General features: G+C 63.5%; 16 protein-coding genes. 9 read left to right on the top strand and 7 right to left on the bottom strand.

All coding sequences use genetic code 11. The features are described 5' to 3' along the window. Positions 1-338 precede the first annotated feature (338 nt). The 6 genes from FBY03_RS22505 to gatC form a co-directional block, all read right to left on the bottom strand. The gene (locus FBY03_RS22505) at positions 339-719 is read right to left on the bottom strand and encodes a carboxymuconolactone decarboxylase family protein (protein WP_147174577.1); all 381 of its coding nucleotides are present in this window, start codon (positions 717-719) and stop codon (positions 339-341) included. Positions 720-738: 19 nt separating this feature from the next. Then, a complete protein-coding gene (locus FBY03_RS22500) occupies positions 739-1,830 on the bottom strand; it encodes a calcium/sodium antiporter (protein ID WP_147174576.1) in 1,092 nt (363 codons plus the stop codon). Between the two features lie 98 nt (positions 1,831-1,928). Continuing rightward, positions 1,929-2,378 carry a septal ring lytic transglycosylase RlpA family protein gene (locus FBY03_RS22495; protein ID WP_147174575.1) on the bottom strand — a complete coding sequence of 150 codons (450 nt, stop codon included), beginning with the start codon at positions 2,376-2,378 and terminating at the stop codon, positions 1,929-1,931. Between the two features lie 170 nt (positions 2,379-2,548). Beyond that, complete coding sequence (gene gatB, locus FBY03_RS22490; RefSeq protein WP_147174574.1) at positions 2,549-3,997, bottom strand: Asp-tRNA(Asn)/Glu-tRNA(Gln) amidotransferase subunit GatB; 1,449 nt, start codon at positions 3,995-3,997, stop codon at positions 2,549-2,551. A gap of 125 nt (positions 3,998-4,122) precedes the next feature. Further along, a complete protein-coding gene (gatA, locus tag FBY03_RS22485) occupies positions 4,123-5,574 on the bottom strand; it encodes an Asp-tRNA(Asn)/Glu-tRNA(Gln) amidotransferase subunit GatA (RefSeq protein WP_147174573.1) in 1,452 nt (483 codons plus the stop codon). A gap of 16 nt (positions 5,575-5,590) precedes the next feature. Beyond that, on the bottom strand, positions 5,591-5,878 hold the full coding sequence (gene gatC, locus FBY03_RS22480; RefSeq protein WP_147174572.1) for an Asp-tRNA(Asn)/Glu-tRNA(Gln) amidotransferase subunit GatC: 288 nt from the start codon (positions 5,876-5,878) through the stop codon (positions 5,591-5,593). A gap of 238 nt (positions 5,879-6,116) precedes the next feature. Here gatC and mreB point away from each other — a divergent pair, with 238 nt between their 5' ends. From mreB to tldD, 8 genes are all read left to right on the top strand, one after another. After that, positions 6,117-7,154, top strand: coding sequence for a rod shape-determining protein MreB (gene mreB / locus FBY03_RS22475; protein WP_147174571.1), 1,038 nt, complete (start codon positions 6,117-6,119; stop codon positions 7,152-7,154). 87 nt (positions 7,155-7,241) lie between these two features. Beyond that, positions 7,242-8,207, top strand: a complete 966-nt coding sequence (gene mreC, locus FBY03_RS22470; RefSeq protein ID WP_147174570.1) for a rod shape-determining protein MreC — start codon at positions 7,242-7,244, stop codon at positions 8,205-8,207. Then, positions 8,204-8,692 carry a rod shape-determining protein MreD gene (gene mreD, locus FBY03_RS22465; protein ID WP_147174569.1) on the top strand — a complete coding sequence of 163 codons (489 nt, stop codon included), beginning with the start codon at positions 8,204-8,206 and terminating at the stop codon, positions 8,690-8,692. The genes mreC and mreD overlap by 4 nt, the downstream gene beginning before the upstream one ends. Positions 8,693-8,732: 40 nt before the next feature. After that, positions 8,733-9,332, top strand: a complete 600-nt coding sequence (locus tag FBY03_RS22460) for a nucleoside triphosphate pyrophosphatase (protein WP_147174568.1) — start codon at positions 8,733-8,735, stop codon at positions 9,330-9,332. Positions 9,333-9,417: 85 nt separating this feature from the next. Further along, complete coding sequence (gene rng / locus FBY03_RS22455) at positions 9,418-10,875, top strand: ribonuclease G (protein ID WP_147174567.1); 1,458 nt, start codon at positions 9,418-9,420, stop codon at positions 10,873-10,875. Positions 10,876-10,906: 31 nt separating this feature from the next. After that, the gene (locus FBY03_RS22450; protein WP_147174566.1) at positions 10,907-14,734 is read left to right on the top strand and encodes a YhdP family protein; all 3,828 of its coding nucleotides are present in this window, start codon (positions 10,907-10,909) and stop codon (positions 14,732-14,734) included. A gap of 87 nt (positions 14,735-14,821) precedes the next feature. Beyond that, the gene (locus FBY03_RS22445) at positions 14,822-15,670 is read left to right on the top strand and encodes a carbon-nitrogen hydrolase family protein (RefSeq protein WP_147174565.1); all 849 of its coding nucleotides are present in this window, start codon (positions 14,822-14,824) and stop codon (positions 15,668-15,670) included. A 2-nt stretch (positions 15,671-15,672) separates the two neighbouring features. Then, on the top strand, positions 15,673-17,130 hold the full coding sequence (tldD, locus tag FBY03_RS22440; RefSeq protein ID WP_147174564.1) for a metalloprotease TldD: 1,458 nt from the start codon (positions 15,673-15,675) through the stop codon (positions 17,128-17,130). A gap of 100 nt (positions 17,131-17,230) precedes the next feature. Here the strand turns inward: tldD and yjgA are convergent, their stop codons facing one another. Next, positions 17,231-17,749, bottom strand: a complete 519-nt coding sequence (yjgA, locus tag FBY03_RS22435; RefSeq protein ID WP_147174563.1) for a ribosome biogenesis factor YjgA — start codon at positions 17,747-17,749, stop codon at positions 17,231-17,233. A 107-nt stretch (positions 17,750-17,856) separates the two neighbouring features. Here yjgA and pmbA point away from each other — a divergent pair, with 107 nt between their 5' ends. After that, entirely contained in the window at positions 17,857-19,203 is a 1,347-nt protein-coding gene (gene pmbA, locus FBY03_RS22430; RefSeq protein WP_147174562.1) for a metalloprotease PmbA, read from the top strand. Positions 19,204-19,310 lie beyond the last annotated feature (107 nt).

The following is a 19,310-nucleotide window of genomic DNA, read 5'->3' as shown; positions in this document are numbered from 1 at the left end:
AAACTGCAAACCTTTCCAGTGGACCGCCACCGCCGATTCAATCCTCGAAAAGTTGCATCGACTTTGTTCGCGTATTAGCGGGACAGAACACTAGCAGGCCGTTGAAAAACTACTGCGCTCGGCTATGCGGTGTTGAAATCAGCCTCAAAATGCTCATGTACAACTCGTACACTGCGCTTTTTACTCGCTTCGCTCGCCCTGCGGGCCAGCCTCTGGCTGTTACTCCGCTTCGCTGCGTTTCGACTGATTTCGCCTTGCCTAGCCTTCGCTCGCTACATTTTTCAACGGCCTGCTAAGCCGCGCCAGCGGATGCGTCAGGCCATGGCCCGGAGGCCGGGTTAAGCCTGGGCCTGATGGGCGTCTATCACTTCCTGCGCCGCGCGGAAGGCTTCGCCGGCGGCCGGCACGCCGGCATACACCGCGCAATGCAGCAGAGCCTCGCGGATTTCCTCCACCGTGCAGCCGTTGTTCAGCGCACCGCGTACATGGCCCTTCAGCTCCTGCGGGCATTTCAGTGCGGTCAGCGCGGCCAGGGTGATCAGGCTACGGGTCTTGCGGTCCAAGCCCGGTCGGTTCCACACACCGCCCCAGGCGTGCTGGTTGATGAAGTCCTGCAACGGCTGGCTGAAGTCGCTGGCGTTGTCCAGGGCACGGTCGACGAAGGCGTCGCCCATGACTTCGCGGCGTACCTGCAGGCCGTCTTTGGGTTGATCGTGCATGGGCTAGCTCCTTCAGTGTTTAAGCGAGGCGTTGCCGGTGCCAGGCGCGCCCGGCGATCACCAGCAGGGTCACGCCGGTGAGCGGCAGTACATAACCGAGCATGGCGTCGGCAAAGGTCTCGGCCAGCGGGCGACCGCTGGCGAACAGGGCCAGGTAGAGGGTGTAGGCCAGGTAATAGGCGAGAAACAGCAGGCCCTCCCAGCGGTTGATGCGATAACCGGAAAAGAAGATCGGCAGGCAGGCCACGGCCACGGTGATCATCACCGGGAAGTCGAAGGCCAGGGCGTTCGGCGAGATCGAGATCGGCAGCGGCGACACCAGCGCGGCCAGGCCCAGCACGCAGAGCAGGTTGAAGATGTTGCTGCCGACTATGTTGCCCACGGCGATGTCGCGCTCGCCCTTGAGCGCGGCGAGCAGCGAGGTCGCCAGTTCCGGTAGCGAGGTGCCGATGGCCACCACGGTCAGGCCGATCACCAGCTCCGACAGGCCCAGGGCACGGGCCAGGCTGACTGCGCCTTCGACCAGGAAGTTGGAACCGCCGACCAGCAGCACTAGGCCCACGCCGATCAACGCCAGGTTGATCAGCCAGGCGTAGGGCTTGGGCCTGTCGTGCAGGCCGAACTCCTTGGCGAATTCATCCTCGTCGTTGGTCGCCTTGTCCTGGCGGCTGCTGACGATCAGGAAGGCGCTGTAGGCCAGCACGCAGGCGAACAGCAGGGCGCCGTCGAGCCGGCTCAGGTGGCCGTCCCAGGCCAGGGCGAAGGTCAGCAGGCTGGCACCGATCATGATCGGCACGTCCAGGCGGATCAGCTGGCGCGAGACGATCAGCGGGGCGATCAGCGCGGTCAGGCCGAGGATCAGCAGGACGTTGGCGATGTTGCTGCCGAGCACGTTGCCGATGGCCAGGTCGCCGCTGCCATTCAGCGCGGCCTGCACGCTGACGGCGGTTTCCGGCGCGCTGGTGCCGAAGGCCACCACGGTCAGGCCGATGATCAGCGGCGGAATGCCGAATTGCGCCGCCAGCTTGGCAGCGCCGCGGACCAGCACTTCGGCGCCGGCGACTAGCAGCACCAAGCCGGCGATCAGGTAAATGAAGGTCAGCAGAGTCATGGCCGGAGGCTCCTGGAAAATGCGCCTAGTGTAGTGATCCGCAGGCGGCGCACCAGCGGGGCGTGGCGCGACTTGGTTACCGTTTGTAAGGCTGTGGTTCAGTCCGCCAGTTGTTGCACGCGTACCGGCACCACGCCGGCGCGGAGCATGCCGAGTCGTTCGGCGGCGGCCTTCGACAGGTCGATGATCCGGCTGCGGGCATAGGGCCCGCGATCGTTGATGCGCACCACCACGCTCTGCTCGTTGCGTAAATTGGTCACCAGTACCCGGCTGCCGAAGGGCAGGCTGCGGTGGGCGGCGGTGAGGGCGTGCTGGTCGAAGCGCTCGCCGCTGGCGGTCTTTTTGCCGTGGTGCCGTGCGCCGTAATAGGACGCCTTGCCCTCGGCGTTGTAACCGCCCTGCTCGAAGCGCTGGCTGGCGCAGCCGGCAAGCAGGGCGAACACGGCCAGTAGGGTCGCTCCGCGCTGGATCAGTGCGCGCAGCTCAAGTCCGGATGCATTTCGGGGTTGGCAACGGCCGCGGAGTGCATCCGGGCTACGAGTGGGCATCGGTCGGGTTCTCCGTTGATAAAACAACGCCGGGCAAGCCCGGCGCTGGTAGGTGTAGACGTCCCTTTTCTGACAGCGCACTCGCAGGATTAGCCGGCCGGCCATCCATGGCCGGTCGTTCGCCGGGCCAACGCATGCGTTGGCGTGCTCTTCAGAAATTTAGAGCAGGCTCAGCCTTCGAGTTTCTTCTTCAGCAATTCGTTCACTTGCCCCGGGTTGGCCTTGCCCTTGGAGGCACGCATGGCCTGACCGACGAAGAAGCCGAACATCTTGCCACGCTTGGCTTCGTCGCTGGCGCGGTACTGCTCGACCTGCTCGGCGTTGGCCGCCAGCACGTCGTCCAGCATGGCTTCGATGGCGCCGCTGTCGGTGACCTGCTTGAGGCCCTTCTTTTCTATCACCTCGTCGGCCGTGGCGCCTTCACCTGCGGCCAGGGCTTCGAACACCATCTTGGCGATCTTGCCGCTGATGGTGTTGTCCTTGATGCGCAGGATCATCCCGCCCAGTTGTTCGGCAGAGACCGGCGACTGCTCGATTTCCAGGCCGTCCTTGTTGAGCAGGCTGGACAGCTCGCCCATCACCCAGTTGGCCGCCAGCTTGGCGTCGCCACACACGCGGTTGACCGCCTCGAAGTAGTCGGCCAGTTCGCGGCTGGCCGCCAGTACGTCGGCGTCGTAGGCACTCAGGCCGAACTCGGCCTCGAAGCGTGCGCGTTTCTGCACCGGCAATTCCGGCAAGCTGGCGCGAATCTCATCGAGGAAACTCTGCTCGATTACCACCGGCAGCAGGTCCGGGCAGGGGAAGTAACGGTAGTCGTTGGCTTCTTCCTTGCTGCGCATGGAGCGGGTCTGGTCTTTGTTCGGGTCGTACAGGCGAGTTTCCTGCACCACGCGGCCGCCGTCCTCGATCAGCTCGATCTGCCGCTGCACTTCGTGGTTGATGGCTTTTTCGATGAAGCGGAACGAGTTGACGTTCTTGATCTCGGCGCGGGTGCCGAACTCGGCCTGGCCCTTGGGCCGTACCGAGACGTTGCAGTCGCAGCGCAGCGAGCCTTCGGCCATGTTGCCGTCGCAGATGCCCAGATAACGCACCAGGGCATGGATCGCCTTGACGTAGGCCACCGCTTCCTTGGCGCTGCGGATGTCCGGCTCGGAGACGATCTCCAGCAGCGGCGTGCCGGCACGGTTGAGGTCGATGCCGCTCATGCCGTGGAAGTCTTCGTGCAGGCTCTTGCCGGCGTCTTCTTCCAGGTGCGCACGGGTGATGCCGATGCGCTTGTGGGTGCCGTCTTCCAGGGTGATGTCGAGGAAGCCCTTGCCGACGATGGGGTCGTCCATCTGGCTGGTCTGGTAGCCCTTGGGCAGGTCCGGATAGAAGTAGTTCTTGCGCGCGAAGATGTTCTTGCCGGCGATTTCGGCATCGATCGCCAGGCCGAATTTGCAGGCCATGCGCACCGCTTCGGCGTTGAGCACCGGCAGAGTGCCGGGCATGCCGAGGTCAACCAGGCTGGCCTGGGTGTTCGGCTCGGCGCCGAAGGCGATGGCGCTGGCGGAGAAGATCTTCGATTGGGTGCTGAGCTGGGCGTGGATTTCCAGCCCGATTACGGTTTCCCATTGCATGTTCAGTCGTCCTCAGAATCCAGTCAGTGCTTGTGTGTGCCAGGCGGTGACCTGTTGGCGCAGAGCTGGGCGTGGATTGCCAGATCGACCAGGGTTCACGGTTTCCCATTGCATGTGAGTCGTCCTCAGAATCCGGCTGGCGCGCGAGTGTGCCAATCAGTGACTTGTTGATATTGGTGCGCCACGTTGAGCAGGCGACCTTCCTGGAAGTACGGGGCGAGCAACTGCACGCCCACCGGCAAGCCGTCGACGAAGCCGGCCGGCATCGACAGGCCGGGAATGCCAGCCAGGTTGGCGGTGATGGTGTAGATGTCTTCCAGGTAGGCGGCGACCGGGTCGTTGCTCTTTTCGCCCAGCTTCCAGGCCAGGTTCGGCGTGGTCGGGCCGAGGATCACGTCGACCTCGTTGAAGGCAGCGATGAAGTCATTCTTGATCAGCCGACGGATCTTCTGCGCCTTCAGGTAGTAGGCGTCGTAGTAACCGGCCGACAGCGCGTAGGTGCCAACCATGATGCGGCGCTTCACTTCCGCGCCGAAACCTTCGCCGCGCGAGCGCTTGTACAGGTCTTCCAGGTTGAGCGGGTTTTCGCAGCGGTAGCCGAAGCGCACGCCATCGAAACGCGACAGGTTGGAACTGGCTTCAGCCGGGGCGATCACGTAGTAGGCCGGAATTGCGTGCTGCATGTTCGGCAGGCTGATGTCTTTGACCGTGGCGCCGAGCTTCTTCAATTCCTCGACCACCGCCATGACCTTCTCGCCGATGCGCGCATCCAGGCCGGCGCCGAAGTATTCCTTGGGCAGGCCGATGCGCAGGCCGCTGAGCGGCTGGCTCAGGGCGGCCAGGTAATCATCGACAGGCTGATCGACGCTGGTGGAGTCCTTGGCGTCGAAGCCGGCCATGGCCTGCAGCATCAGCGCGCAGTCCTCGGCGGTGCGCGCCAGTGGGCCACCCTGATCGAGGCTGGAGGCATAGGCGATCATGCCCCAGCGCGAGACGCGGCCGTAGGTCGGCTTGATCCCGGTGAGGTTGGTCAGCGCCGCCGGCTGGCGGATCGAACCGCCGGTGTCGGTGCCGGTGGCGGCCGGCAGCAGGCGTGCGGCTACCGCGGCAGCCGAGCCACCGGAAGAGCCGCCGGGTACGCGGCTCAGGTCCCAGGGGTTCTTCACCGGGCCATAGTGGCTGGATTCGTTGGCCGAACCCATGGCGAATTCGTCCATGTTCAGCTTGCCCAGGGTCACGCTGCCGGCAGCGGCGAGCTTCTCGACCACGGTGGCGTTATAGGGTGCCTTGAAACCGCTAAGGATCTTCGAGCCGCAGCTGGTCAGTACGCCTTCGGTGCAGAACAGGTCCTTGTGCGCGATCGGTGCACCGAGCAGGGCGGCGTTTTCGCCGGCACTGCGGCGTGCATCGGCCGCCCTGGCCTGCGTCAGGGCCAGTTCTTCGGTCACGGTGATAAAGCTGTTCAGTTGCGGGTCGAGTTGCTGAATGCGCGCCAGCAGGCTGCGGGTCAGTTCTTCGGACGAAAATTGCTTGTCGGCGAGTCCGCGGGCGATCTCGGCCAGGGTCAATTGGTGCATGGCTAGGCTCTTTCCCTTACTCGATGACTTTCGGAACCAGGTACAGTCCGTTTTCAACCGCGGGCGCGATGGCCTGGTAAGTATCGCGCTGGTTGCGTTCGGTAACCTGGTCGGCACGCAGGCGTTGAGTGGCTTCCAGGGGGTGGGCCAGCGGTTCGATGCCAGTGGTGTCGACCGCTTGCATCTGGTCGATCAGGCCGAGAATGTTGTTGAGTGTCTCGGTGGTTCGCGGAATATCGCCTTCATTCAGGCCCAGTCGAGCCAGGTGGGCGATCTTTTCCACCTCGGAGCGTTCAAGCGCCATAGGGTTCTCCAGATTGACGGCGGCCGGTAAAAGCCACCAGTGGAAATGTGAACGGAGTCGTCGTGCATGAAATATGCAGGGAACAGAAGCCGTGAGCTGGCGGTCAAAGGCCGCGATGATGGGCCCAGAAGCCCGGAAAAACAGGCAATCTAACATATTGGTGCCTTGCTCAAAATCCCTGCCGTTGTTAGAGTTTGCCGCACTTTTTTACCCACGCGTTGCCTAGGGTCCCTATCCCATGTTCAAGAAACTGCGTGGCATGTTTTCCAGCGATTTGTCAATTGACCTGGGCACTGCCAATACCCTTATTTATGTTCGTGAGCGCGGTATCGTGCTGAACGAGCCGTCCGTGGTCGCTATCCGTACCCACGGCAACCAGAAGAGCGTCGTGGCGGTTGGTACCGAAGCCAAGCGCATGCTCGGTCGTACCCCGGGCAATATCGCCGCCATCCGCCCGATGAAGGATGGGGTGATCGCCGACTTCAGCGTCTGCGAGAAGATGCTGCAGTATTTCATCAATAAAGTGCATGAAAACAGCTTTCTCCAGCCCAGCCCGCGCGTGCTGATCTGTGTGCCGTGCAAGTCCACACAGGTGGAACGCCGCGCCATCCGCGAGTCAGCCATCGGCGCCGGCGCCCGCGAAGTGTTCCTGATCGAAGAGCCGATGGCTGCCGCCATCGGGGCCGGCCTGCCGGTGGAAGAAGCGCGTGGTTCGATGGTCGTGGATATCGGCGGCGGCACCACGGAAATCGCACTGATCTCGCTGAACGGCGTGGTCTATGCGGAATCGGTAAGGGTGGGCGGCGATCGGTTCGACGAATCCATCATCACCTACGTGCGCCGCAACTACGGCAGCCTGATCGGTGAAGCCACTGCCGAGCGGATCAAGCAGGAAATCGGTACCGCTTACCCGGGTGGCGAACTGCGCGAAGTCGACGTGCGTGGACGCAACCTGGCCGAAGGTGTGCCGCGCAGTTTCACCCTGAACTCCAACGAAGTGCTGGAAGCTCTGCAGGAATCGCTGGCGACCATCGTCCAGGCGGTCAAGAGCGCGCTGGAGCAGTCGCCACCCGAGCTGGCTTCGGACATCGCCGAGCGCGGTCTGGTGCTGACCGGCGGCGGCGCCTTGCTGCGCGACCTGGACAAGTTGCTGGCCCAGGAAACCGGCCTGCCGGTGATCGTCGCCGAAGACCCGCTGACCTGCGTCGCCCGTGGCGGTGGCAAGGCCCTGGAAATGATGGATAAGCACACCATGGATCTGCTGTCCGCGGAATAAGCCACCTGCTCCAAGTCTCCAGCTGCATGCCGGTTAGCGCTGGCCTGCAGCTTTTTGCGCGATGCTTGATGCTGTGAGGAACCGCCGATCAAACCGCTATTTGCCAAAGGACCTTCGCTCGGTGTGCGCCTGCTGGTGCTTGCCGTGCTCTCGGTCGCGCTGATGGTGGTGGATGCACGCTTTTCAGCGCTGCAGCCGTTGCGCAATCAGTTGGGCCTGATCGTCGAGCCGGTCTACTGGCTGGGGCGCTTGCCAGTTACCCTGTGGCAGAACGCCAACGAGCAACTCAGTTCGCGCAGTGAGCTGGCCGCCGAGAACGAGAAGCTCAAGGCCGAAGGTCTGATGATGCAGCGTCGCCTGCAGCGCCTCGCGGCGCTGACCGAGCAGAATGTGCGCCTGCGTGAGTTGCTCAATTCCTCGGCGCTGGTCGATGACGAGGTCTTGGCCACCGAGTTGATCGGTATCGACCCCAACCCCTTCACCCATCGCATCCTGATCGACAAGGGCAAGAAGGACGGCGTGCTGCTCGGTCAGCCGATCCTCGACGCGCGCGGCTTGATGGGCCAGGTGGTGGAGGTGATGCCCTATACCTCGCGGGTGCTGCTGCTGACCGATATCACCCACAGTATTCCGGTGCAGGTCAATCGCAACGGCCTGCGCGCCATCGCCAGCGGCACCGGTAATCCGGAGCGTCTGGAGCTGCGCCATGTGGCCGATACCGCGGACATCAAGGTAGGCGATCTATTGGTCAGTTCGGGGCTCGGTCAGCGTTTCCCGACGGGTTACCCAGTGGCCACGGTGACCGAGGTGATTCACGATTCCGGTCAGCCTTTTGCTATCGTTCGGGCCATGCCGACCGCCAATTTGAACCGTAGCCGCTATATGCTTCTGGTGTTTACCGATCCGCGTACGCCCGAGCAGCGCGCGACTGAGTCGGCCGAAGCCCAGGAAGCGGTGGACCGCCAGGAACGCGCACAGTCGGGACAGTCACCCGGCGCTGCGGCCGCCTCCCCGCTGCCCGCTCCAGCCGCTGACCAGGAGCCTCGGCAATGATCGCTGTGCGTGCGCGCAATGTATGGGTGATCTGGCTCAGCCTCGCCTTGGCGTTATTGCTCAGCGTGTCCTCTTTGCCCAAGTTCATGGAAATTGGCCGCCCGCTCTGGCTGGCGCTGTTCCTGACCTATTGGGCACTGGCCGTGCCGCACCGCGTGGGGATGGCCACGGCCTGGTGCTTCGGCCTGCTGGCCGACGTGCTCAACGGTACTCTGCTGGGGCAGAATGCCTTGATCCTGACCCTGATCACCTTCTTGGTGCTGAACCTGCATCAGCGCTTGCGCATGTTTCCCCTGTGGCAGCAGAGCATGGTGCTGCTGGTAGTGTTCGGCTTGGCCCAGCTGGTGCAACTGTGGCTCAATGCCTTGACCGGCAGTCGCCCGCCAACCCTGGAGTTTGTCTTGCCGGCCCTGGTCAGTGCGCTGTTGTGGCCGTGGGTCTATGCGATCCTGCGCGGCGTGCATCAGCGTCTCAGCGTCAACTAAGCGGGTCTGGTCTTGCCGTACCTAACAGGGAGAAGTCTGCATGGCCACGCTCTATCTGGCTTCGGGATCGCCGCGTCGACGTGAGTTGTTGACGCAAATCGGTGTGCCCTTTATCCCGCATAGCGTTCCCATCGATGAAAGCGCATTGCCAGATGAACTGCCCAGTGCCTATGTCGAGCGCCTGGCGCGTGCTAAAGCCCTGGCCGGCCTGAGCCTCTTGGAAAGCCCGCAGGAGGCCGTGGTGTTGGGCGCCGATACTGCTGTGGTGCTCGATGGGCGCATTCTCGGTAAACCGGCTGATCGCGACGAGGCCCTTACTACCCTGATGGCATTGTCCGGCCGTGAGCATCAGGTGCTGACGGCGGTGGCGGTGGCGTCGCCTGCGCGGCAGGCGGTGCGGGTGGTCTCCAGTCAGGTAACTTTTCGCGCGCTGTCGCGCGGCGAGATAGAGGCTTATTGGGCCAGTGGCGAAGCGCAGGACAAGGCCGGCAGTTATGCTATTCAAGGCCTGGCGGCGATATTCGTCAGCCAGTTGCAGGGCAGCTATTCGGCGGTGGTGGGCTTACCCCTGTGCGAAACGGCTGAACTGCTCGCAGAATTCGCTATTCCGTGCTGGCAGCCACTGCCAGCCCACAGTTAAGAGGCTGCAGCCGCGGGTGAGCGGCGGCGTTCGCTGAGCGCTGCACTTTCCCGGCTTTCAGCGTCACTTCAGAAGAGATGGCCGCATGAGTGAAGAGATTCTGATCAACATCACGCCGATGGAGTCGCGCGTGGCGGTGGTGGAAAACGGCGTGCTGCAGGAAGTGCATGTCGAGCGCACGCAGCGGCGTGGCATCGTCGGCAATATCTATAAAGGCAAAGTGGTGCGCGTACTGCCGGGCATGCAGGCGGCGTTCGTCGATATCGGCCTGGAGCGCGCGGCGTTTATCCACGCCTCGGAAATTTCCAGCCGTGAGGGCAGTGCGGTGGAAAGCATCAGTGCCCTGGTGCATGAGGGCCAGGCGCTGGTGGTCCAGGTCACCAAGGATCCGATTGGCAGCAAGGGCGCGCGGCTGACCACCCAGCTGTCGATTCCCTCGCGCTATCTGGTGTACATGCCACGCACCAGCCATGTCGGCATCTCGCTGAGGATCGAAGACGAAGGCGAGCGCGAACGGCTCAAGCAAGTCGTCGCCGATTGCGTCGAAGCCGAAGGTATCGAGGAGGCCGGCGGCTTCATCCTGCGCACCGCCGCGGATGGTGCCGGTGCCGAGGAGATTCTCATCGATATTCGCTACCTGCGCCGCCTGTGGGAGCAGATTGGCGGACAAATCCAGGCCGCGCCGGCACCCTCGGTGATCTATGAAGACCTCAGCCTGGCCTTGCGCACCCTGCGTGATCTGGTCAGCTTGCGCACCGAGAAGATCCGTGTCGACTCGCGGGAAACCTTTCAGAAGATCACCCAGTTTGGCGCCGAACTGATGCCGGAAATTGCCGACCGTCTGGAGCATTACCCTGGCGAACGGCCGGTTTTTGATCTGTATGGCGTCGAGGACGAGATCCAGAAAGCCCTTGAGCGCAAGGTGCCGCTGAAGTCGGGCGGTTACCTGATCATCGACCCCGCCGAAGCGATGTCCACCATCGACGTCAACACCGGCGCCTTCGTTGGCCATCGCACTCTCGAGGAGACCATCTTCAAGACCAACCTGGAGGCCGCCACGGCGATCGCCCGCCAGCTGCGTCTGCGTAACCTCGGCGGCATCATCATCATCGACTTCATCGACATGGAAGATGAAGAGCACCAGCGGCAAGTGTTGCGCACTCTGGAAAAGCAACTGGAACGCGACCACGCCAAGACCAACATCATCGGCATTACCGAGCTGGGCCTGGTGCAGATGACCCGCAAGCGCACGCGCGAGAGCCTGGAACAGGTGTTGTGTGAACCCTGCGTCTGCTGCCAGGGTCGCGGCAAGCTGAAGACGGCGGAAACCATTTGCTATGACATCTTTCGCGAAATCCTTCGCGAGGCCCGTGCCTATCAGGCCGAGGGCTACCGCGTGCTGGCCAACCAGAAGGTAGTGGACCGTCTGCTCGATGAAGAGTCGGGTAATGTCGCCGATCTGGAGGCCTTTATCGGGCGTACCATCAAGTTCCAGGTCGAGACCATGTACTCCCAGGAGCAATACGATGTGGTCCTGCTGTGACCTGCCCGTGCAGCTTCGAGGCATGAACTGAATGGAGCGTTTGGCCGCCTGGTTCGCCGCCTCGGTTCGCTGGATGCTGGGGTTCTGTGCCCTGGGTTTAGTGTTAGCGGCGCTGTATGTCAGCCTCGGCCGTCAGCTGGTGCCGCTGGTCGCCGAGTATCGCCTGGACGTCGAAGACAAGGCCCGCGCGGCCTTGGGCATGCCGCTCGAAATCGGTCGGCTGGAAGGTCGCTGGCAAGGCTTTGCCCCCGTACTGATCGGCCACGATGTACTGGTGGGTGAGGGGCCCAGCGCGCTGCGCCTGAATCAGATCCGCGTGGTGCCGGATCTGCTGGCCAGCCTGCTGGCAGGCCAGCCGCGGCTGGCCAAGCTCGAACTGGATGGCCTGCAGCTCAGCGTGCTGCAAGACGCGCAGGGCGCCTGGACGCTCAGGGGCCTGCCGCAACGCAGCGAACCGGGTGGCGTCGACCTGCAGCAGGCGCTGACACAGTTGCAAGCGGTCAGCCGGCTGTCGCTGTTCAATAGTCAGGTGACCCTGGAAGCCCATGGCCATCCGGCGCAAACCTTCACCTACGTCAATCTGACGCTGCGCAATGGCTTCAGTCGCCAGCGCCTGGATGCGCGTCTGCTGTTGCCGGATGGCCAGCCCGTGGCGCTGCAGTTGCGCACGCGGCTGTCGGCCGAAAACTGGCGCGATACGTCTGCCGAGCTGTACCTGAGCCTGCCGCAAAGCGATTGGGCGCGTTGGCTGCCACCGAGCCTGACCCGCGCCTGGCGCCTCGAGCAGCTGCAGGCCGGCGGCGAACTCTGGCTGTCCTGGTCCGAAGGCGCAGTGCAGCGTGCGGTCAGTCGTGTGCATGCGCCACAGGTGACGGCCGCCTATGCCCAGCGTGAGGCGGTGCAGTTGCAGGATGTGGCGCTCAACGCCTACTTCAGCCGTAATCAACAGGGCTTCGCGCTGGTACTGGATGACCTGGCGTTGAGCCAGGGCGACAAGCGCTGGGGCGAGGTGCAGCTGAGTCTCAGCCAGCAACAGGGCAGCCACGAGGTCGAGGAGCAATGGCTGGTGACCGCCGACCGACTCGATCTGGCACCCTTGCTGCCCTTGATCGAGGGTTTGGCCCCCTTGCCGGACAGTGGCATGCAGTTGCTCGATAGCCTGCAACCGCACGGTGCCCTGCGCAATCTTAGGTTGGATTACCGGCCGCAGCTGGAGGGCGCACAGCGCCTGCAGTTTGCCTCCAATCTCGAACGCATCGGCTTTGCCGCTTATCACGCCTCGCCGGCGGTGGAGAACGTGACCGGCAGTATCAGCGGCGATCTGGGTCAGGGTGAGTTGCGCCTTGCCACGGAAAACTTCTCGCTGCACCTGACCACCTTGTTTCCCAAGCCCTGGTTGTATCGCCAGGCCAATGCGCGTCTGACCTGGCAGCTGGATGAGCAGGGTTTCACCCTGCGTAGCCCGTATTTGCAGGTGGTTGGCGAAGAGGGCAAGATCGCCGGCGATTTCCTCATCCGCCTGCTGAGCGATGCCGAGGCGGAGGACTACATGGACCTGCGCGTCGGCCTGCGCGAAGGCGACGCCCGTTATACCGAGAAATACCTGCCGACCCGTGCGCCGGGTATGAGTGCGGAACTGGCTCGCTGGCTGAAGGCCTCGATTAATAGCGGCAAGGTCGATGAGGGCTACTTCCAGTTTCAGGGCTCATTGATCAAGGGCGCCGCCGATGCGGCGCGCAGCCTCAGTCTGTTCTTCGCCGTGAAGGATGCCGAGTTGGCCTTCCAGCCCGGCTGGCCGGCGTTGCGTGAGGCGCAGGGCGACGTGTTCATCGAGGACAGTGGCGTACGGGTGCGGGTAAGCCAAGGGCGTTTGCTGAACAGTCGAGTGAGCAATGTTCGCGCCGATATTCCCCATGCTGCTGAGGGGCAGGCGCCGCGCTTGCAGTTGACTGCCGAGATCCAGAGCAGCGTGAGCGATGCCTTGACGATTCTCCAGGAGACGCCCATGGGCACGGCCGAGACGTTCGCCGGCTGGCGGGGCGAGGGGCCGCTGCGCGGCTCGCTCAAGCTCGATCTACCCCTGCAGAAGGGGCAGGCGCCGGATGTATTGGTGGACTTCGCCACCGAGGGTGCGCAGCTCAGGCTGAGCGCGCCGGTACTGGAGCTGAGTCAGCTGCGTGGCGCTTTTCGCTACGACACTGCCACTGGGTTGAGTGCGCCAGATATTCGCGCCCAGGTGCTGGGCCATGCGGTGCGCGGCAAGGCGATAGCCGAAGGCGCCGATGGCCGAGCGCGCAGCCGGATCGAGGCGAATGGCCAGGTGCCCCTGAGCAACCTGGCTGACTGGTTGGGCGTCACCCAGCCGTTGCCTTTGGCCGGTACCTTGCCCTATCGCCTGCGTCTGACCCTGGATGGCGTCGACAGTCAGTTGCGGGTGGACTCCAACCTCGAGGGCCTGGCCGTCGAGCTGCCGGCCCCCTTCGGTAAGCGCGCGGATGAGGCGCGTTATGCCGACTGGCGCATGAGCCTGGGCGGCAGCGAGCGGCGTTATTGGTTGGAATACGCGGACCTGGCCAGCTTGTCCTTTGCCGCGCCGTCTGGGCAGCCGAACGAGGGGCGTGGCGAGCTGCGCTTGGGCGATGGGCTGGCCAGCTTGCCGGCGGGTAAAGGGGTGCGCGTCCGTGGAAAGGTTTCAGAGTTGGACTGGTCCGCCTGGCAGGCGGCATTGAAGCCCTACGCAAGCATCGCGCGGGACGACGCCCAGCAGCTGTTCAAGGATGCACGCTTAAGCATCGGTCAATTCAGCGGTTTTGGCAGCACGGTGGACAACCTCCAGGTGCAGCTGCAGCGCGCCCCCAGTGCCTGGTCTCTGAGTCTGGACAGTCAATTGTTGAAAGGTCGGGTTGGCCTGCCGGATGCGGCGGCGGCACCGATTGCGGTCGAGCTTGACTACCTGCGCCTACCGGCTGCCGAGGCGAAGGGGGCCGCGGTCGAGGATAGGCCCGACCTTTTGGCGAGCGTCGATCCGCGGCAAATCCCGGCCTTGGATGTGCGAATCGATCAGGTGTTGCGGGGCACTGAGCCATTGGGGGCCTGGTCGTTCAAGGCACGGCCGAATGCCAGTGGCCTGCAGTTCAGCGAGCTGAATCTCGATCTGAAAGGCCTGCAGGTGACGGGCAACGCCGGTTGGCAGGGCACGCCGGGTGCGTCCAGCAGCTGGTACAAAGGCCGCCTGCAGGGCAAGGACCTGACCGACGTGCTGCTGGCCTGGGACTTCGCGCCAACAGCCACCAGCGAAAGTTTCCGCCTGGATGTCGATGGACGCTGGCCGGGCTCGCCGGCATGGGTCAGCCTGAAGCGCTTCTCCGGCAGCATGGATGCGTCCCTGCGCAAAGGACAGTTCGTCGAGGTGCAGGGCTCGGCTTCGGCGCTGCGGATATTCGGTCTGCTCAACTTCAACTCGATTGGTCGTCGCCTGCGTCTGGACTTTTCCGACCTGCTCGGTAAAGGACTGAGCTATGACCGGGTCAAGGGGTTGCTGGTCGCCACGGACGGGGTCTTCGTTACCCGTAAACCGATCGCCCTGACCGGGCCCTCGAGCAATCTGGAGCTGAACGGCACCCTGAACATGGTCGATCAATCGATCGATGCCAAGTTGTTGGTCACCCTGCCGGTGACCAACAACCTGCCGCTGGCCGCCTTGATCGTGGGTGCGCCGGCGATTGGCGGGGCGTTATTCCTGGTGGATAAACTGCTGGGCGATCGAGTGGCGCGCTTTGCCAGCGTGCAATACGACGTCAAAGGCGCCTTGGATAGCCCGCAGATCACCTTCGACAAGCCCTTTGAAAAGCAGCGTTAAGGGGCGTGGCTTGACTGGTGCCGCGATGCAGTCGGCGGGCATGCCTTGTAAGCTGGTGGTTCAAGTCTCCCCCGAGGAGGAATACGCATGAGCCTCGCAGTGATTCAACTGGTCAGCCAGGACGATGTGCTGGCTAACCTGGCTCAGGCCCGGCGCCTGCTGGAACAGGCGGCTGCGGGCGGTGCGCGACTGGCGGTGTTGCCGGAAAACTTCGCCGCCATGGGACGCCGTGATCTGGCCGCGCTGGGTCGCCGTGAAGCCTATGGTGACGGGCCGATCCTGCCCTGGTTGAAACAGGCCGCGCGCGACTTCAAGTTATGGATAGTCGCCGGCACCTTGCCCTTGCCGCCGGACGGTCAGCCCGATGCCAAGGCACTGGCCTGCTCGCTGCTGATCGACGAGCAGGGCGAGCGCGTGGCGCGCTACGATAAATTGCACCTGTTCGATGTGGATGTCGCCGACAGTCGCGGTCGTTACCGCGAGTCGGACGATTACGCCCACGGACATCGACTGGTGGTGGCCGACACGCCCGTTGGGCGCTTGGGTTTGACGGTGTGTTACGACCTGCGTTTTCCTGAGCTGTATGGCGCCTTGCGTGAAGCCGGTGCCGAGCTGATCAGCGTACCCGCGGCCTTTACTGCGGTAACCGGTGCCGCGCATTGGCAGGTGCTGACCCGCGCCCGCGCCATCGAGACACAGTGCTACCTATTGGCGGCGGGTCAGGGCGGTCGCCATCCGGGTGGTCGCGAGACCTTTGGCCACTCCGCGATCATCGACCCCTGGGGGCGGGTGCTGACTGAGCAAGCACAGGGAGAAGCGCTGCTTCTGGCCGCGCGCGACGCTGCCGAGCAGGCCGCGATCCGCCAACGTATGCCGGTGGCCCGGCATAAACGATTTTTTGCAGCGGCCGAACCGCGGCTGCCAGGTTTGGAGTAGTTATGAACGAGATGCTGTTGTCCGTCAGTGAGCATGTGTTGAGCCCGGGCGGTTTGACTATCGATCATCTGCCCGGCGTGCTGGGCGAGTTGGTCGGCCCTGGCATCGATGCCGCCGATTTGTACTTCCAGAGCCAGGTGTCGGAGACTTGGGTGCTTGAGGATGGCATCGTCAAAGAGGGCAGCTTCAACCTCGACCAAGGCGTCGGCGTGCGTGCCCAGTCCGGCGAGAAAACCGGCTTCGCTTACAGCAACGCCATCACCGCTGAGGCCCTGAGCCAGGCGGCGCGGGCGGCCCGCTCGATCGCCCGCGCCGGGCAGCAGGGTCGGGTACAGGCGTTCAGCAGCGCCGCAGTCACGGCCTTGTATGCACCGGATAACCCGCTGGATGTGATCGGCCGGGCGGAGAAGGTCGAGTTGCTGAAGCAGATCGATCAGGCCACCCGGGCCCTCGATACGCGGATCAAGCAAGTGACGGTTAGCCTTGCCGGGGTCTGGGATCGGGTCTTGGTCGCGTCCAATGACGGCAGCCTGGGCGCCGATGTGCGCCCGCTGGTGCGTTTCAACGTCAGCGTCATCGTCGAGCAGAATGGCCGGCGCGAGCGCGGTGGTCATGGCGGTGGCGGGCGCACCGATTACCGCTATTTCCTGGCGAAAGACGGCCTCAACGAAAGCCGCGCCATGGGCTATGCCCGTGAGGCGCTGCGCCAGGCGCTGGTCAATCTGGAGGCGATCCCCGCGCCGGCCGGCAGCATGCCGGTGGTGATGGGCGCCGGCTGGTCCGGCGTGCTGTTGCATGAGGCGGTGGGGCATGGCCTGGAGGGCGACTTCAACCGCAAGGGCAGTTCCGCCTACAGCGGCCGCATGGGCGAAATGGTTGCCTCCAGCCTGTGCACCATCGTCGACGACGGCACCCTGGCCGAGCGCCGCGGATCGCTGAGCGTGGATGATGAGGGCACGCCGACCGAGTGCACCACGCTGATCGAAAATGGCGTGCTCAAGGGCTATATGCAGGACAAGCTAAACGCCCGCCTGATGGGTGTGGCCTGCACCGGCAACGGTCGCCGCGAGTCCTACGCGCACCTGCCGATGCCGCGCATGACCAACACCTACATGCTGGCAGGCGCCAGCGAGCCGGAGGAAATCATTCGTTCGGTGAAACGCGGCATCTACTGCGCCAATCTCGGCGGCGGCCAGGTCGACATCACCAGTGGCAAGTTCGTCTTCTCGACCAGCGAGGCGTATTTGATCGAGGACGGCAAGATCACCGCACCGGTCAAGGGCGCGACCCTGATCGGCAATGGCCCGGAAGCCATGAGCCGGGTGTCGATGGTCGGTAATGACCTGGCCCTGGACAGTGGCGTCGGCACCTGTGGCAAGGACGGCCAGTCGGTGCCGGTGGGTGTCGGCCAGCCGACCCTGAAGATCGATGCGATTACCGTGGGCGGTACGGGCGCGTAGGGTGGGTCTTGGCCCACCGAGCGGGCCGCGGGCGCGGCTGCGGGTGATGGCGGGTTACACCGCTGCGCGGCTAACCCACCCTACGGGGCTGTAGTGGTTCTTAACGCAGTCCGCGTTGGCTTTCATCCAGCTCGCGGATGTATTTGAATAGTTTGCGCGAGGCGGCTGGCGCTTTGTTCTGCGCCAGCTCGTGTTGGCCCTGGCGGATCAGTTGCCGCAGGTGCTGGCGATCCGCTTGCGGGTACTCGCCGACGAAAGTCTCGAGGGTTGCGTCAGTGCCATTGAGCAGGCGGTCGCGCCAACGCTCCAGGTTGTGAAAGCGTTCGTTGTACTGGCGGGTCGAGGCGTCGAGCTGATCGAGCAGGGTAAGGATCGCTTCGATATCCTGGTCACGCATGAGCTTGCCGATGAACTGCACGTGGCGCTTTTTCGCGGAGTTGGCGGTGTGCTTCGGCGCTTCGGCCAGGGCGCGACGTAGCTCATCGGTCAGCGGTAGCTTGTTCAGCAGGTCGGGCTTTAAGGTGGTCAGGCGTTGCCCCAGATCTTGCAACGCGTGCAGCTCGCGTTTGACCTGGGTTTTACTCTTCTCGCCGGAGAAGTCGTCAAGGTATTCAGACATGGCAGCGGTCCAGTGGAAAACGCCGCCATGATAGCAGCAAGTTTCCAGCTGCAAGTGGTCGCCCCTTGTTATGGCGCCGCTTGTCGCTTAATTGTTCAGGAGTGTGTATGAGCGCAGTAGAAGTCGTCGGCCCCGAGGCCGTGCCGCAATTGCAGGCACAGGTCGAGCAGATCATCGCCGAGGCGAAAAAGCAGGGTGCCAGCGCCTGTGAGGTCGCGGTGTCGGTCGAGCAAGGCCTGTCCACCACGGTGCGCCAACGCGAAGTGGAAACGGTCGAATTCAACCGCGATCAGGGCTTCGGCATCACCCTGTATGTCGGTCAGCGCAAGGGCTCGGCGAGTACCTCGGCCAGCGGTGAGGCGGCCATCCGCGAGACCGTGGCGGCGGCTTTGGCGATTGCCAAGCATGCGTCGGAGGACGAATGCGCAGGGTTGGCCGATGCCGCATTGATGGCCCGTGAGTTGCCACAACTGGATCTTTATCATCCCTGGGCGATCAGCCCGGAGCAGGCCATCGAGCAGGCGCTGAGCTGCGAGGCGGCGGCCTTTGCCACGGATCAGCGGATCAAGAACGCCGACGGTACCACCCTGAATACCCATCAGGGCTGCCGTGTGTACGGCAATAGCCACGGTTTTATCAGTGGCTACGCCAATACTCGGCACAGCCTGAGCTGCGTGATGATCGCCGAGGATGGTGGGCAGATGCAGCGCGATTACTGGTATGACGTCAACCGCCAGGGCGAGCTGCTGGATGATGCCGCGAGCATTGGCCGGCGCGCCGCGCAGCGTTCGGTCAGCCGCCTGGGCGCTCGTCCGGTGCCGACCTGTGAGGTGCCGGTGCTGTTTTCCGCCGAGCTGGCAACCGGCTTGTTCGGCAACTTCCTGGCGGCGATCTCCGGGGGCAACCTGTATCGCAAGTCGTCTTTCCTCGAGGACTCGCTGGGTCAGCAGCTGTTCCCGGACTGGATGAAGCTCGATGAGCGTCCACATATACCGCGTGCGTTGGGCAGTGCGGCCTTCGATGGCGATGGCCTGGCCACCTATGCCAAGTCGTTCGTCGAGAGCGGTGAACTGCTGTCCTATGTGCTCGGCACCTATTCCGGGCGCAAGCTGGGCATGCCCAGCACGGCTAACGCGGGCGGGGTGCATAACCTGTTCGTCAGTCATGGTGAGGATGACCAGCAGGCCCTGATCAAGCGCATGGGCCGTGGTCTGTTGGTCACCGAGCTGATGGGGCAGGGCTTGAACATGGTCACCGGCGACTATTCTCGAGGTGCCGGCGGTTACTGGGTGGAGAATGGCGAGATTCAGTTTCCGGTGCAGGAAGTGACCATCGCCGGCAACCTGCGCGATATGTTCAAGCAAATCGTCGCGGTGGGCAGTGACCTGGAACTGCGCAGCAATATCCGCACCGGCTCGGTGCTGATCGAACGGATGACGGTGGCGGGTAGCTGATCATTGTGAGTTAAAAAAAGGCTATGTCCCAATAGCGTGTTGCATGGTGCGTCCAACCGCCTCCTGGATACAGTGAGCCGGCCGAATATGCTGCTGATAGCGCTCAA

Origin of the sequence: Pseudomonas sp. SJZ079 (assembly GCF_007993865.1) — a bacterium.
Lineage (GTDB): Bacteria > Pseudomonadota > Gammaproteobacteria > Pseudomonadales > Pseudomonadaceae > Aquipseudomonas.
The sequence above is the reverse complement of the archived record's forward strand: the minus strand, read 5'-3'. Positions and strand labels throughout refer to the sequence as shown.